The sequence below is a fragment of the Halobacillus litoralis genome (genome assembly GCF_009856415.1).
GTDB lineage: Bacteria > Bacillota > Bacilli > Bacillales > Halobacillaceae > Halobacillus > Halobacillus litoralis_C.
Genome location: NZ_WMEZ01000009.1, coordinates 51,715 through 66,090 on the forward strand (window position 1 = coordinate 51,715; position 14,376 = coordinate 66,090).

17 protein-coding genes are annotated in these 14,376 nt (G+C 44.1%); 3 read left to right on the plus strand and 14 right to left on the minus strand.

The genetic code is table 11. The features are described 5' to 3' along the window. Positions 1–38 precede the first annotated feature (38 nt). The 6 genes from GLV98_RS20310 to GLV98_RS17495 all read right to left on the minus strand — a co-directional run bounded on the left by GLV98_RS20310 (position 39) and on the right by GLV98_RS17495 (position 3,557). A complete protein-coding gene (locus GLV98_RS20310) occupies positions 39–170 on the minus strand; it encodes a hypothetical protein (protein WP_272917310.1) in 132 nt (43 codons plus the stop codon). 22 nt (positions 171–192) lie between these two features. After that, a complete protein-coding gene (locus tag GLV98_RS17475; protein WP_160917334.1) occupies positions 193–1,209 on the minus strand; it encodes an AimR family lysis-lysogeny pheromone receptor in 1,017 nt (338 codons plus the stop codon). A 427-nt stretch (positions 1,210–1,636) separates the two neighbouring features. After that, complete coding sequence (locus GLV98_RS17480) at positions 1,637–2,287, minus strand: metal-dependent hydrolase (RefSeq protein ID WP_237417181.1); 651 nt, start codon at positions 2,285–2,287, stop codon at positions 1,637–1,639. 66 nt (positions 2,288–2,353) lie between these two features. Beyond that, a complete protein-coding gene (locus GLV98_RS17485) occupies positions 2,354–2,638 on the minus strand; it encodes a hypothetical protein (protein ID WP_160917335.1) in 285 nt (94 codons plus the stop codon). 147 nt (positions 2,639–2,785) lie between these two features. Further along, the gene (locus GLV98_RS17490) at positions 2,786–3,202 is read right to left on the minus strand and encodes an organic hydroperoxide resistance protein (protein ID WP_115825158.1); all 417 of its coding nucleotides are present in this window, start codon (positions 3,200–3,202) and stop codon (positions 2,786–2,788) included. A 73-nt stretch (positions 3,203–3,275) separates the two neighbouring features. Next, positions 3,276–3,557 (minus strand): YkvA family protein, encoded by a 282-nt coding sequence (locus GLV98_RS17495; RefSeq protein WP_160917336.1) that lies wholly within the window; start codon positions 3,555–3,557, stop codon positions 3,276–3,278. A gap of 317 nt (positions 3,558–3,874) precedes the next feature. On the opposite strand from GLV98_RS17495, the gene GLV98_RS17500 reads away from it, so the two are divergent. Further along, the gene (locus GLV98_RS17500) at positions 3,875–4,426 is read left to right on the plus strand and encodes an NADPH-dependent FMN reductase (protein ID WP_160917337.1); all 552 of its coding nucleotides are present in this window, start codon (positions 3,875–3,877) and stop codon (positions 4,424–4,426) included. A gap of 91 nt (positions 4,427–4,517) precedes the next feature. Here GLV98_RS17500 and GLV98_RS20315 read toward each other — a convergent pair whose 3' ends face one another. After that, entirely contained in the window at positions 4,518–5,159 is a 642-nt protein-coding gene (locus GLV98_RS20315) for a lytic transglycosylase domain-containing protein (RefSeq protein WP_160917338.1), read from the minus strand. A 1,150-nt stretch (positions 5,160–6,309) separates the two neighbouring features. Here GLV98_RS20315 and GLV98_RS17510 point away from each other — a divergent pair. After that, a complete protein-coding gene (locus tag GLV98_RS17510) occupies positions 6,310–6,501 on the plus strand; it encodes a hypothetical protein (protein ID WP_160917339.1) in 192 nt (63 codons plus the stop codon). A gap of 63 nt (positions 6,502–6,564) precedes the next feature. Here the strand turns inward: GLV98_RS17510 and GLV98_RS17515 are convergent, their stop codons facing one another. The 7 genes from GLV98_RS17515 to GLV98_RS17545 form a co-directional block, all read right to left on the minus strand. Next, positions 6,565–7,008 (minus strand): YueI family protein, encoded by a 444-nt coding sequence (locus tag GLV98_RS17515; RefSeq protein WP_160917340.1) that lies wholly within the window; start codon positions 7,006–7,008, stop codon positions 6,565–6,567. Between the two features lie 63 nt (positions 7,009–7,071). Next, complete coding sequence (locus GLV98_RS17520) at positions 7,072–7,953, minus strand: diacylglycerol/lipid kinase family protein (protein ID WP_160917341.1); 882 nt, start codon at positions 7,951–7,953, stop codon at positions 7,072–7,074. Positions 7,954–7,982: 29 nt separating this feature from the next. Then, on the minus strand, positions 7,983–8,438 hold the full coding sequence (locus tag GLV98_RS17525) for a GNAT family N-acetyltransferase (protein ID WP_160917342.1): 456 nt from the start codon (positions 8,436–8,438) through the stop codon (positions 7,983–7,985). A gap of 14 nt (positions 8,439–8,452) precedes the next feature. Continuing rightward, complete coding sequence (locus GLV98_RS17530) at positions 8,453–8,728, minus strand: GNAT family N-acetyltransferase (RefSeq protein WP_160917343.1); 276 nt, start codon at positions 8,726–8,728, stop codon at positions 8,453–8,455. Positions 8,729–8,979: 251 nt separating this feature from the next. Beyond that, positions 8,980–10,422, minus strand: coding sequence for a carbon starvation CstA family protein (locus GLV98_RS17535; protein WP_160917344.1), 1,443 nt, complete (start codon positions 10,420–10,422; stop codon positions 8,980–8,982). A 140-nt stretch (positions 10,423–10,562) separates the two neighbouring features. Next, complete coding sequence (locus GLV98_RS17540; RefSeq protein WP_160917345.1) at positions 10,563–11,291, minus strand: LytR/AlgR family response regulator transcription factor; 729 nt, start codon at positions 11,289–11,291, stop codon at positions 10,563–10,565. Further along, complete coding sequence (locus GLV98_RS17545; protein WP_160917346.1) at positions 11,288–13,033, minus strand: sensor histidine kinase; 1,746 nt, start codon at positions 13,031–13,033, stop codon at positions 11,288–11,290. Before GLV98_RS17545 ends, GLV98_RS17540 begins: the two co-directional genes overlap by 4 nt. A 560-nt stretch (positions 13,034–13,593) precedes the next feature. Between GLV98_RS17545 and GLV98_RS17550 the strand changes: the two genes are divergently transcribed. Beyond that, on the plus strand, positions 13,594–14,376 hold the full coding sequence (locus tag GLV98_RS17550; protein WP_160917347.1) for a carbon-nitrogen family hydrolase: 783 nt from the start codon (positions 13,594–13,596) through the stop codon (positions 14,374–14,376).

Consider the following 14,376-nt stretch of genomic DNA (forward strand, 5'->3'; position numbering starts at 1 on the left):
TCCTGGTCAAGACCAGGACACCTTTTTCATTACAACGATTAGATTTCTGGATTCTCTATACTCCAATAACCTCCATCACCTGGATCATGGGCGGTCTTAACCTCTCCCAATCCCCATAAACCTGCTAGGGTCAGTAAAAGAACAACAAATATTCCGGAAAACCTTTTCATATAAGAAAACCTCCATTTATTTTTATATTCTTTCTAAATACGCTAGTGGAAGTTGGGCAAAGAAGTAATCCCCTTGTTCATGGATGAAACGGTGATAGGAATGCCTGAGCATCTCCCTGTTTCCTTTAGCCAGTCCCAAATAACTTTCTTGAAAGGGCGTGAGTGATGGCAAGGAATGCAGAATTTCCTGTGTCTTTTTATAATCTCCTCGCGCTAAAGCAAGGTGGGCCTGCTCTACGGGATCAGTGGTAGATATTCCTTCTGTTTCCTGATGAAAAGCAGATATGAAAGGAAGCGAACGATTTTTCACCGTTTGTAAAAAGCGTAAATGACCATGCTTTTCAGCAATTTCCATAGACTTTAGTAACGATTCCATAGAAGATTCATAGCCATTAAAGAGCTGGCATAGTGCCAAATCATGATGCATGCGGCTCTTTCTTCTTGGTGAAACTTCTGTGTTGATCATTTTATAGGCATAACGGCTCGCGAGAATGGAATTATTGGTCTTCCAATAATGATAAAAAAGCAGCTCTTGATAACGTTGATTCAAATAATAATACATCAAAGGTTCGTCTACTTGCTGAAGCGACTGATCGCATTCATCCAAATACTTGTCCAATGCTGTAAATACTTTCAAATCCTGATAAGAGTAAACGAGGGTAAACAAGTGAAGACATCGTAACGATGGATGTGTAAAATGGAGCTCTTTTAATTCATCCAAATAATTTTTCTTTTTATCTCTACCCATCTGGGACAGGATTACCCGATACAAACGACCTGCCTCTTTATTTATGTAAGGGGAAGCTGTAATGACAGACAACTCTTCAAAAAAATCATTCATATAAAAGAATTCCATGCAGACAATTTGTTCATCGATCGGTTTGGGAAAATGGGAGAGGATATGATCTTTCGTCTTTAAGACAGCATCCCTTCTAGGATACTTCCTTAAATAATCCAGATACACATCATATAAAGAGGAAGTGCGACTCATTTGGAGCTTTCGCAATGGGCTCGGTTCAATTAGTTGGTAATCTGCCACAAAATTCGCCCTCCTTATCTATCTTTCTTATATTTTATTGAATTTTCTAAAAGATGTCTATACAAAATTTAAAGATATTGAAATATTTTTGGATTATATTTCCTTTTATGCACCTCTTCATATTCCATAAACGCTCCCTATTGTGGAAGACAGTCTCTCCCGGTGTGGGGGTTCGTTCCCCGCATACGACAAATGGGGTGGCTGGGAAGCTGCGAGACTCCCGTGGGAGAAGGAGACAGGCGAGATCCCGCAGGACGCAGTCCGAGGAAGCTCGGCGCTCCCCCACAGGAAAGCGAGTTGCTTCCCAGCCACCCCTGACGCTCCACACGGCAACGAACCCCGAAATATCTCAAAACTGAGTCTTCAACAATCCTGCCATATTGTTTAATAACTGGGTATAGAAAAAAGACACTACAAAAATGTAGTGTCAGAAAATGTTTGAGGTGAGGTACCATACGTTCCATAAAAGCAAGCTGTAGACAATGAGACGCTCGCTGTTGGATCCTGTTCGAAAGGTAAAAACGAACTGTAAATATTTCTTGGAAAAAGGATAAGCCAACGGGATGCCTTTTTTCGTTATGTAATCCCCGAACAAATGGGAAACCACTCCTATGATCAACCCTCCGATATACATACGTGGAATGGCGAAGGCTTGTTCAAGGATAATGCCGTATCCAATAAGTAAACCAACAAATAACACGGAGTGAGTCATTTTTCTATGTCCGCGAATCATAATGAGGATGGGTAAAAGCAGCATGACGAATATTTTAAGTTGTTCTCGATATGTATCTAAATACTCTGGAACAAATAAGTAACAGAGAAATGCGATGGTAAAGACCGTCATAAGCCCTCGCCAAAACTTGTGGCCGAGAGTAGATGTCGGTGTGTCGATGTCCGGCAAAAGCGAGCCGAAAAGGACGAACACAAAAAATAAAACCGTTTGAAGAGGTTGTTCTGGCATCCACTCGAACGTAGGGAGTAAGGTAATGGCCCCCACCCCGAAAGTGAAGCCTACAACCTGGTGTCCTGATGCCATCATGATGTGTAGCGACCCTCTCTTTTCTAATCTATATTTCATTAAGGAGAGCCCAGTATCCGAGTCGTTCTCCTATAAAAATAAACCCACAAAACTGTGGGCATCTATTTAACAGTCTTTCTCAGGAAGCCCAAGCATTTGAAACTTCGGTCCTTCCATTGTCTGCTTTCCTTCAATTGTCAAAGTTTCCGTCATGTGCGCAATTCTACGATCTATGGCCACGGGAATAGAATTGATGTGATGAAGTTCATCATCACCTTCCGGTTCACCAATCGTCATACCGATATCTGGTTCCCCACACCCATACCCAGCAAAAAACAAGCGCAGGCATCCTGCGTCTTCATCCTCCAAGATTTGATTCAACAAATCTCTCGCTTGGTCGGTGATTTTCATCGCCTTCACCCCTTCGACTATAAAATACCATAATTGTCAGCACGCCTGGTAGTGATACGAATCGCATCACATACGCTTTACCTATTCTTCCCTTCCGACAAATAAAAATCCCTGGTGGAGTTTCCACCAGGGATGAAGAGGTTACTTTTATACGGCACTCGCATTGATTTCAACATCGATGTTTCCACTTGTGGCTTTAGAGTATGGACATACTTTGTGTGCTTCTTCAGCAAGTGATTCCGCTTCTTCCTGAGAAACGCCTTTCACTTTCACATTAAGGACAACGCCTACTTTAAAACCATTGTCTGATTCATCTTTCAAAAGGCTGACGTCAGCAGTGATTTCAGATTCGATATCTTTCTTCTGTTTACTTGCAACCAAGTTCAATGCTCCATCGTAGCAAGCGGAATAACCAGCAGCAAACAATTGCTCTGGGTTCGATCCTTTTTCATCACCTTCACCAGGCATGGAAAGGTTCAAATCAATTAAACCGTCATCTGACTTAACATGGCCATTTCTTCCACCTTGTGCTGTTGCATGTGCGGTAAACATTACATTACTCATTATCCATCACTCCTTGACTAATTATTGAATCCACAACAATTACATACCTCATCTTGTCGTTGATTAAACATTTCTATTCATCATAGACGCGGTACTCCTTCTGCAAGTCCGCAGGAGCCATCTTCACCATCCATTGCATGATGTAAGTGAAGACAGCAAGGTCATCGACAAGACCGAAAAATACGAGGAAATCCGGGATGACGTCCCATGGGAACAGAAGATAAGCCACTAAGAGTACAACGGAAAATCCTTTCTTCCCGGCACTCACATCTTTTGATTTGAAAAACCGCACAAGAAACGGTACCGATTTTCTGACATTGAAAAGAAACTTAACTCTTCGCCATAAACGGATCATCGCCTTCCCTCCTATTCCTATTATACCCTTCTTACATCGACATGAAGCAAGCAGAATCCTCACAATTGCTTAAATAAGACGTATACTTTACCATAAAAAGAAAAGAGACTATTCCACATATACTCCAACCGTTACGGTGATTCACGCTTACCCGCCATGAAGGAAGACGGTTGAACTTCGAGCTGCACCCGCCATGCAGAATTTCATAAGATAATCGGGCCATCTCAACACATACTACCATTAGCTACATAGCCCACTTTATTCATTTCTGCATACGATAACATAGCTCAAAGAAAATTGAAGGGGAGAAAGTTGTCATGAAGATCCTACTATTGAACGGAACGATTGTCGGGAAAAAGACCCGGACGCTCCTTGATGAAATCGAAAAATATATACAACAGCTGCCAACGGACCATACGACAAAAATCGTGGACCTTGAGAACTACGAGCTTCAATTCGTAGATGGCCGCCCAGCTGAAGAGTACAATGATGATATGAAGAAATTGATCAATGAAATCGAAGAAGCCGATGCGTATGTCATCGCTACACCCGTTTTCCAAGGATCGATCCCAGGCACTTTAAAAAACGTATTTGATGCAGTATCGCCCCTTGCCATGCGTTATAAGCCCGTATCAATAGTTGCCAATGGGGGGACCTTGCAACATCACCTTGTCGTGGAGAATCAATTAAAGCCAATCCTGAATTACTTCCGGTGCATGGTAACACCAAACTACGTGTACACACACACGAACCACTTCTCCACACAGGGCGAGCTCATTGACGAAGACGTCCGCAACCGGTTGAAAGAGATGACGGTCGTTTTTAATCAATACATGCAGATGAGCCGGGAACTTGAGCCAGATAAGTAGAAAAGTCGTTCTCCAGTAAAAGACGGATACATTTTTAAAAGCCTATCGATATAAAAAAGCGCGGGGTCTTTTATAGGACGCCCGCGCTTTTTTATGCTCTTCCAAGTATTTTAGTTATGTAATTTTGCGTTTCCCGGAATGGTGGTACACCATCATACTTGTCTACATTGCCAGGGCCAGCATTATAAGCAGCAAGCGCTAACTCGGTATTGTCATCATAACGATCGAGCATTTGCCTTAAATATTTTGTCCCGCCCATCAAGTTCTGCTCCGGATCAAATGGATCTGTAACACCAAGGCCCTCTGCTGTAGCGGGCATAAGCTGCATCAATCCTTGAGCCCCTGCATGACTGACGACACGAGCATCAAAGTTCGATTCAGCCTTCACCACAGAGCGTACCAATTTTTCATCGACCCCATATCGCTCTGAGGCTTTCTTTATGAGCTGATCTACATCCGCGTTTCCACTTGTTACATTGGCAATGTTATTCCCTTCCTGGCTTTTCTCCACAGGAACTGGTACTTGCTGAGCCATGTGGCTGCTCACTGGTTGTGTTGAAAGGGGGGGTGGCACAGAAGGTCCGCTCGCACGAAACGATTGTTCCATCGCTGCATTCAACAGGCTTTGGAACGTCATATCCTGCATTCCGCCTGAAAAAGTGTTCGAATTCCGATTCCCTAACATAGACATGGCCTGCATTTGAATCATTAGTTGGATTTTACTGACATCCATGTGCTCCACTCCATATAGTTGATAGTTCAAGTGTACAAGATTCATGCTTCTTCAACAATCACTCTTCTGAATATATTTTACAATTTACCAATAGTAGACAAAACTTGAGAAAATCTTTTCTTAAAACCTCAATTCAGTTATCATTTTCGAACGTTTTTTTCCCAAAGCAGCAACATGGGAAAAGGTGATACAATAAGAGATAGCAAAAGAGATACTGAATCGTGCTCGTGCGCTGTCGTGCTGGTTGTCCACGGCTTTGCACATGGTTTATTTGTTTATTTGTATTCATTTCTTTCTTGAGTACTCTCTTTTGTCTCTTACGTCGAATCACCCTATTATTTTTCCCCGCCAGGAAAAATAACCTGTAGATTTCATGGTCTGTCTTCCTTCAATGAAAAGACACATACCATCACCCCCTTTTGCCCATTCAAAAGGGGGCTTTTTTTATTCTCTTTTATTCCTTAATGCCCCCTATTCTTGAAAACTCAAATTTCGAGACTTTTGTTGAGTGGATGCGGGCTGCGGGGAATGTCTCGCTTTCCGCGGGAGCGCGGTGAGCCTCCTCGGACTACGTCCTGTGGGGTCTCACCATGCACTTTTTTCCCGCAGGAGTCTCGCCATTCCCCTCCGCCCTTTGCCATATCAGAGTCTCGAAACCACTACCGGAGTAGGATGCTTATACTTACAAGGATAGTGGAGCAATATGAATTTCCATAATCGCTATTCTGTATAAAAAAGCTTGCTATAGCTCGCTTTATAACTATAGAACAGGAGTTTTAAAAGACCCTCATATTCGACAAAGGAGATCGTTACCCGCATACGATGAATGGGGTGGTTGGGAAGCTGCGAGACTCCCGTGGGAATGGATTGGCTGGCGAGACCACACAGAGCGAAGCTCGAGGAGGCTTGCCGCCATCCCCACAGAAAAGCGAGTAGCTTCCCAGCCACCCCTGACGCTCATCCCAAGCAACGATTCCCTAAACATCTCGAAATCGAGGCTTACACAATTCCTGCCATATGGTTGAATAAGGGCTCAAATTTAGACAGGATCTGTGGTTAGTGTGGACAAGCCGTCAAATAAATTTTTTAAAAGCTAAATATTCCACGTTTGTACATCATATATTGAAAGTACAAAGGAGGTGGAATAAAGATGGACTTCAACAACCGTGTGTTTCTGTTTCTAGCTGCTCTTCTTTCCGGGTATGCGCTGTACAGCATTGGTGACACTGCTGGGAACTTTTTCGATCAATTCTTGTTCTACGCCGGCTACATTGCAATGATACTTTTTTCTTTTGCTATTATTATCGTCGGGCTGGCAAGATTCTTGAGTCAGTACAAATAAAATGGCCTCTCCATGTGAGGGGGACGTGTGAAAAAAGGCTGCGGATGATCCGCAGCCTTTCTTTTATTTTGATGGTTTGAAAAGAGACTTGAAGAAGCCTGTCCATCCGTTCTGGTCAGAAGACTGTTCGTCTTCTTTTTGTTCTTCAACCGTGATATGCTCTTTTTCAATCGCGTAATCCAAGGTGAGGACAGCCCCGAACTCTGATTGTGTTTCCTGGTTCGAAACGGTCGAGTGATGGATGTTATGCTCATCGGCTAGATCCATGTAGGGAGATAAAAAACGATAGCTCACGTCTCCGTTTAAAAGCAGTTTGGCATCTTGGTAGCTTTTCATTAGATCTGTCAACTTTTCCTGACCCTGTTCCTGCATCACCTGTCCCTTTGTCAAAGCAATCAAAACTCGTTCCCTTAACGTACCAAGGTATTGTTTTCTTTCGCCTGGTTTTGTTTGCCGACTTCCATAAATGCCTTCCTGTAAGTAATCTTCCATATCTGGTTTCTTCATAGACCCACCTCATTCACTCCTAGTATGGCACAGAAAAAAGGCTGTACACCTGACAGCCTTTCCCTATTTTACAACGACGGATATATGAGATGGAAGGACGGACAACTCCACGGGCAGGGAATCCCCTTCTTCTCCGTCGACGTTCGTCACAAGATTTTCCTCAGATGTGATACGAATATGATCCGCTTTGAAGTATTCCACATCCTGCTCCTCTTTAAGTCCACCTCGAAGAATGGCTGAAACTATGGATGCGAGTCGTATCATATTCACTTTAGGTACGATATATCCGTGAATTTTCCCGTCATTCACTTTCGCTTCCGGAGATAATTTCTCAAAACCTCCTGCTGAATTCGTTAACGCTGCTAGGAAAAGAAAAGACTCTCCTTCCCAGGCCTTATCGTCATATTCAATCCGCATGGGATAACTGCTATGCTGGGTCAAGGTTTTCATCCCTTCCATCATATACGCAAGCGGACCAAATTTGGTTTTTTGTTCAGGTGTCACTTCATACGTCGCTTCAGCGAGGGCTCCCGCTGCGACGATATTGACGAAATACTGGTCATTGAATTTTCCAATATCTACAGATTTGTTCTGGTCGGAACGGAGAACATCAATAGCCTCTTCGACCTTTAATGGGATATCAAGGGCTCTTGCAAAATCGTTGACAGTTCCCAGTGGGATAATCCCTAAAAGGGGACGATGGCTTTCGTCCACCATTCCATTAATGGTCTCATGAAGGGTACCATCCCCACCCATAGAAACTACGAGATCAAATTCATCTCTGCATGCGTGCTGACAATACTTTGTGGCATCCAGCTCTTTTTCTGTTTGAGCAACTTCCACTTCGTATCCTTTTTCTGATAAAATGTGTTCGATTTGTTCAACATGATCAACGGCTTCCTCTTTTCCAGAAGAAGGATTGACGATTAGCATAGCCTTTTTCATTCTTTACCTCCTCTCTAAAACTTCCTTTATCATTCGGACTGGTATTCATAAAGGGTGCTGACAGAAGAGAAACCGATTCTGCGGATAAATTCACTTACACCATTTTGATGCGGACGGAGACTTACCTGGATGGCTTTCGCTTCCTGATCATACATCCACTTGATTAGTTCGTCACACAGGTCTGTTCCGATCCCCTCTCGTCGATAAAATTCATCCACAAATACTTCTCTGACATATCCATACACATCCTCTTCCCCGTGTGATTCGATAATCCCAAGAACATATCCGATCATTCTTCCATTCATATCAGAAACCAGAAGCTTCTGCTTCGGATTCTTTGCTAAAAATTGATCGGCTGCCCAATACTTGCGATCTCTTACTTCTTCATTGGTCAGCCTCTCAGAACTGGTCACATGAAGAAAATCGATGCTGTACCTTGTAAAATGCATCAAATCCTTTTCCTCAGGTTCCCTAATTTTAACCATCAAAAACTCCCCCTCTACGCTTTTAACACCACTTGATATTCCGGTGTATTTTCAATGACTTCCCGGGCGAAGGAGCAGACCGGTTCGATTTTTAATTTATGTTTTCGTGCGTAGTTCACGGCATAATCAATTAATTCTCCGCCTAACCCCTGTTCACGCTCAGACGGTGCAACGAAAGTACTTGTAATGACCATTGTATTGTCATTTTCTTCAAATAGAAGCTTAGCTTTCGGGTCCTGTTCATCTCCTATAAAAAACGTCCCTTGTTTCTCTTGGATTTCTTGTTCCACAACAATCTCTCCTTTCCCTATAAAGGATACCCTTTCATCGTTAAGAAAAACATTCCCACACGACGGTTTAAGGGGGTGAATAGAGTGCTTGGCAGGGATATTGAAGTATTCGACATCGTTATTTTAGAATTCGACACCGTTCATTGAGTATTCGACATAACAACAAAAGGCTCATCATTCCACTACCCTTCTTAAGTGTCCATAGACAAAAGAAGAGCACCTACTTTTAGAAAAGTAGGTGCTCTTTAACATTAGGCGGTTTGTTTCAGATCTTCTTCTAATGGAATATCCTTCTGTAATCCGCGGCGGGCGGCTATGATGAAGGCTGTAACAACCGCAACAGTGCCGAGGGCTGCAACGATGTAGGAAACATTCAGGGCCAGACCGAATCCGATCGGCGCGTTCAAGATATAGGTGAAAGTCGCCATGGTCATGAACGTTGCAGGTACGGCTGCGATAAAGTAATTTTTACGTGACAGGAACAAGTACATCGCTCCTACCCAAAGCGCGATGACGGCTGTCGATTGGTTCGCCCAGGAGAAGTATCTCCACAGCAAAGTGAAATCGATGCGTGTCAGTGCGAATGAGATGACGAACAATGGAAGGGCAACCCATACACGACTCATGATTTTCTTTTGTGGAACTTTAATATAATCCGCAATGATCATACGTGCGCTTCGGAAAGCTGTATCGCCTGATGTGATTGGCAAAATGATGACACCTAGTACAGCCAGTGTACCCCCGACGGCACCAAGCATAGCGATTGAAACTTCACTGACGACAGCTGCTGGTCCACCGCTTGCAAGGATTTCATTTAATCCTGCAGAACCGTTGAACAAGCTCATAGCCGCAGCAGCCCAGATCATGGCAATGATACCTTCAGCAATCATCATTCCGTAAAAAATCCGACGTCCTTGTTTTTCCCTTTGTGTCGTTCTTGAGATGATAGGGGTTTGTGTCGCATGAAATCCTGACAGAGCACCACAAGAAATCGTTAAGAACAATAGTGGAAATATCGGTGCGTTATCCGGATGCATATTCGTAAATGACAATTCTGGGATTGGTGCTCCTGTTACGACGAGAGATACGCCGACTCCAATCGCACTGATGAGTAATAGAGCTCCGAAAATCGGATAAAACCGTCCGATAATTTTATCAATCGGAAGCATTGTTGCTAGCAAATAGTAAGCAAAAATCACAAGCAGAATGACAGGAAGAGCCAGCCAGCTGCTCGTCATGTTGTGTAATAGATCGGCAGGTGCTGTAACAAATACAGTTCCTACAAGGACTAGCAAAAGAATCGCAAACGCATTGACCACGTGCTTCATCACTTTCCCTAAAAACTTCCCTGCAAGTTCAGGCAGGTGGGCGCCACGGTTACGGATGGAAATCATCCCTGTTAAATAATCGTGGACAGCACCCGCAAAAATAGCTCCGAACACAATCCATAGAAAAGCGACAGGTCCATATAAAGCTCCAAGAATAGGACCGAAAATAGGACCTACCCCTGCGATGTTCAAGAGCTGGATTAAAGCATTCTTTTTCTCTCCCATCGGCAGGTAATCGACACCATCACCATGAGAATAGGCAGGCGTTTCACGTCCTGTGTTGACACCGAACGTTTTTTCAACATATTTACCGTACGTAAGATAACCGACAATTAAAAGTGCAATACTCACTAGAAAAGTAATCATTGTGAATCCTCCTTTTCGCGTTCGTCTGTAATCGCTTACATGTAATATATCAAGAGAACGCTTACAAAAGAGGGTTTTCTGTTCAACATGTCAGGATTTATGTTCAAGATGTCGAAATAAAGGATTGAAATACAACTGGATTACAACTCCAGCTTTTTTCGTAATTCCTTCACATAGTTTCGGCTGACGGAAAGCTTCTCTTCCGTTTCCTGGAGTTCCAACTGATAAGCCCCATTGAACCAAGGAGTTAACCTGTGGACGTAATCCAAGTTCACGAGGTAACTTTTATGGATCCGGAAAAAAGAAAAACCTTGAAGACGCTGCTCCACATCTTTGAGAGCATCCCTCGTTTCATAGACCTTTTGTTTGCCGACAATCTTGGTGACACGGTCCTCTCTATGGACATACATAATTTCTGAGGGATCAAGATATTCAATCGTGTCTTCCACTTCTACCGCCAATTTGGAAGGAGGATAGGCGGTCCTCTCCTCCGCCGGCGCAAATTTCTTCTCGATTCTTTCCACCGTTTCACTCAACTGTTCTTCATCAAAAGGTTTGAGCAAGTAATCGATGGCCTTCTGACGAAACGCTTCGACCGCAAAATCCGGATACGCGGTGGCAAAGACGATCTCCGGGACCTTCTTGAGCTCTTGGACCGCCTTCGCTACCGCCATTCCATCCATCTTCGGCATCTCCACATCCAGAAAAAGAACATCAGGCTGAAGCTTTAACGTCTGCATGACGGCTTCATCACCTGACCCCGCTTCTCCTACGACTTCGATGCCTTCATAAGGTTCGAGCAAAAAATTCAATTCTTCTCGACTAAAGCGCTCATCATCGACGATGAGCACTGTAATTTTTGCGTTCATGACCCTGTCTCCTTTTCATGATGAGGAACCGTAAATGCAATCGTTGTCCCCTGTCCTTGTTCACTCCTAATTTGCAGCTTCGCACTCTTTCCGTGCATGTATTCTAAACGTTTGTTGACATTATATAACCCGAACCCTGTCCCACTTTCAGATGTGACCGATTGTTCACCCAATGTGCGTAATCTCATCGGCTCAATCCCTTTTCCGTTATCCGCTACACTAATGTTGACGTTATCTCCATCTCTACAGATACGAATCGTAATTTCCGATCCACCATCTCGGTCCTTAATTCCATGCTTGATGCTGTTCTCGACCAGGGGCTGTAGGGTTAAGGGCGCGATTCGTGCGGATAATGCGGATTCATCAACATCATAGTGAACATGCAGTCGATCGACGAAACGCGTCTCTTCAATAAGAAGATAAGACTTTACATGTTTCAGCTCTTCTTTTAAAGACGTCCAGGTTTTGGTGGTCGCCCCCAGGTTTTGCCTGAAGAACTTAGAAAGCGCAATAAGCAACGCTCTCGCCCGGTCGGGTTCCGTGCGGGTCAACGAAACGATGACATTTAACGAATTAAACAAAAAGTGCGGATTAACTTGTGCCTGCAGGGCCTTTACTTCCGCTTCCCGTGCGAGCTCCTGCGCTTTTTCAGCATCCGCAAGCTCCAACTGCTGACTAAGGAGAGCGCTCAACCCTTGGATCAATTCCAATAGAACATTCGAAATTTCTTTTTGTGATGAAACGTAAAACTTCAGAGTTCCGACCACTTCCTGACGTTTCTTCAATGGAACGATGACCGCTGCCCCAAGCGGACAATCCGGCTGTTGGCATTGAATCTCTTCATGCCTGACTACAACACGGTTTCCTGTCTCAATGACTTCACGAGTGGCGTCCGTTTGAATCTGCTCTCCCGCCTTATGATGGTCATCGGCCTGTCCGACATGAGCAAGAATTCTTTGTTTATCAGTCATGGAAATTGCACTCACTTGAACTTCCCCATAAATGATTTGGCATGCCTTCTCTGCAGAGTCCATCGTCAATCCTTTTCGCAGATGAGAAACCGTTGATTCTGCCAACTTGAGTGCTTTTTGTGCCTGCAAAGCTCCGACTTTCTCTTCTTCATGAAGAACATTGCGGATGATCAATAAGAACAATGCGGAACCGACACCGTTCGCTACAATCATAGGCGCACCGATCTCCTGGACAAGGGCCCACGCACGCGGAAAAGGATCTGAGATGAGCAGGATGATTCCCATCTGGACCGTCTCTGCAAGAGCCCCAACGAATAAAGCCGTCTTCAGTTTCAGAGGCTCCTCTTTTTTATGGAAGTAACCTGCAATGATTCCTGCTACCACAGCGGATATCCCGCAAGCGACCCCCGTGAACCCTCCAAGGGAAAAACGATGCAAACCAGCAATCACCCCAGCCCCTATGCCAATGCGGTAGCCTCCGAAAAGACCAGCCGCCACGATTCCGATCACTCTTGAGTTTGCCAACGCTTCCGATTCGATAAGATTATAAGCCCAGCGTCCATAATCAAGGGAACTTGTATCATAGGTGATGCCTGTATATGTACCAATGATTCCGAACAACCCAAAAAAAGCGATCGCCATGTACCGCTGACGTTGGTCCAGTGTTTTTTGATCGATCAATTCCCGAAAAAAACGGAAGCGAGTAATGATGAACGCAACCGTTACAATAATTCCAAGCCTTTCAAGCATCGGAAGAAACAACTCAAACATACTCCCACTTCCTTTTACTCTTTCTTGCAGATATGCTCCCTATTCTTGGAGAATCAGTTTCGAGATTTTTGATGAGTGGATGGGGGCTTAAGAAGTTCTCGAAACTACCTTCCAGAAACGTGAGCTTTTTTTATGGTTAAAAATCCTATATCGACACGGTTTATACAGGATTTCATACAGCAATATCCAGGGAACAAAAGAGCGATTTCGAGAACCTCATATGGTAAAAGGGGCGGAGGGAAACGGTGAGACTCCTATGGGGTATGCGGGACAGCTGAGACCCCACAGGACGTAGTCCGAGGAGGCTCAGCGCCCGCCCCATGGAAAGCGAACCTTTTCCCGAAGCCCCTAAACTCACACAAAAATCTCGAAATCAATTCTTAACAATCCTGCTATATCATTGAATAGCGGTTTATGTTTATTGTAGCATGGGCGGTTTGTTTCGATACACAGAATGAAACAAAGAGAAGAATTCTCACCTTCCAAACAAAATCCTGTGCGAAAACATTAGGGAAACGTCAGAATTTTTTGATACACTAAGAAGAAAATGAGGTGATAGGATGACAACAAAAATAGCGATCATTCAAATGGACATCGTCTTCGGTAGTCCTGAAGAGAACCGGAAAGTTGCACAAGAAAAGATAAAAGAAGCGGCTACACAAGCAAGCGAGGTCATCTTGTTGCCTGAATTGTGGACGACAGGATATGATCTTTCCCGTTTTGAAGAAATAGCAGAAACACTCGAAGGTCCGACACATCAGCTCTTGATTTCTTTAGCAAAGGAACTCAAGGTCATCATTGCCGGATCAATCGCTGAAGAAGAAAACGGGAAGTTTTACAACACCTTCGTTGCTTATAACGCTGAGGGTGATCGGCTGCTCAACTACCGAAAAGCGCATTTATTCCGCTTGATGAATGAAGAAAAATATTTGGAATCAGGGAACCAAAAAGGGAATTTCAATCTTGGCGATGTGCCGGTGGCCGGTGTCATTTGTTATGATATCCGCTTCCCTGAATGGATGAGAACACATATGCTGGATGGTTCGCGAGGGTTGTTTGTCGTTGCGGAGTGGCCAAAACCCCGTGTTGAGCATTGGCGGAATCTATTGATCAGCCGGGCGATTGAAAATCAATGCTTCGTCATCGCCTGCAACCGTGTAGGTGCTGATCAAAACAATGAGTTTGGAGGACATTCAATCGTTGTGGACCCATGGGGAAGCGTATTAGCTGAAGGTGGTTTTGATGAAGAAATCGTGTATGCTGATGTCGACTTCACCGCTGTCGAGGCGATTCGGGAGCAGATCCCAATTTTTCAGGACCGCCGTCCGGACTTATATGAGTGA

Bases quoted from the DNA above. Each gene is read 5' to 3' on its own strand.
- GLV98_RS17525 (WP_160917342.1), bottom strand. From the start codon at position 8,438: ATGGTTAAAATTAGGGAACCTGAGGAAAAGGATTTGATGCATTTTACA.
- GLV98_RS17490 (WP_115825158.1), bottom strand. From the start codon at position 3,202: ATGAGTAATGTAATGTTTACCGCACATGCAACAGCACAAGGTGGAAGA.
- GLV98_RS17545 (WP_160917346.1), bottom strand. From the start codon at position 13,033: ATGTTTGAGTTGTTTCTTCCGATGCTTGAAAGGCTTGGAATTATTGTA.
- GLV98_RS17495 (WP_160917336.1), bottom strand. From the start codon at position 3,557: ATGATCCGTTTATGGCGAAGAGTTAAGTTTCTTTTCAATGTCAGAAAA.
- GLV98_RS17535 (WP_160917344.1), bottom strand. From the start codon at position 10,422: ATGATTACTTTTCTAGTGAGTATTGCACTTTTAATTGTCGGTTATCTT.
- GLV98_RS20315 (WP_160917338.1), bottom strand. From the start codon at position 5,159: ATGGATGTCAGTAAAATCCAACTAATGATTCAAATGCAGGCCATGTCT.
- GLV98_RS17500 (WP_160917337.1), top strand. From the start codon at position 3,875: ATGAAGATCCTACTATTGAACGGAACGATTGTCGGGAAAAAGACCCGG.
- GLV98_RS20310 (WP_272917310.1), bottom strand. From the start codon at position 170: ATGAAAAGGTTTTCCGGAATATTTGTTGTTCTTTTACTGACCCTAGCA.
- GLV98_RS17510 (WP_160917339.1), top strand. From the start codon at position 6,310: ATGGACTTCAACAACCGTGTGTTTCTGTTTCTAGCTGCTCTTCTTTCC.
- GLV98_RS17480 (WP_237417181.1), bottom strand. From the start codon at position 2,287: ATGAAATATAGATTAGAAAAGAGAGGGTCGCTACACATCATGATGGCA.
- GLV98_RS17540 (WP_160917345.1), bottom strand. From the start codon at position 11,291: ATGAACGCAAAAATTACAGTGCTCATCGTCGATGATGAGCGCTTTAGT.
- GLV98_RS17485 (WP_160917335.1), bottom strand. From the start codon at position 2,638: ATGAAAATCACCGACCAAGCGAGAGATTTGTTGAATCAAATCTTGGAG.
- GLV98_RS17515 (WP_160917340.1), bottom strand. From the start codon at position 7,008: ATGAAGAAACCAGATATGGAAGATTACTTACAGGAAGGCATTTATGGA.
- GLV98_RS17550 (WP_160917347.1), top strand. From the start codon at position 13,594: ATGACAACAAAAATAGCGATCATTCAAATGGACATCGTCTTCGGTAGT.
- GLV98_RS17520 (WP_160917341.1), bottom strand. From the start codon at position 7,953: ATGAAAAAGGCTATGCTAATCGTCAATCCTTCTTCTGGAAAAGAGGAA.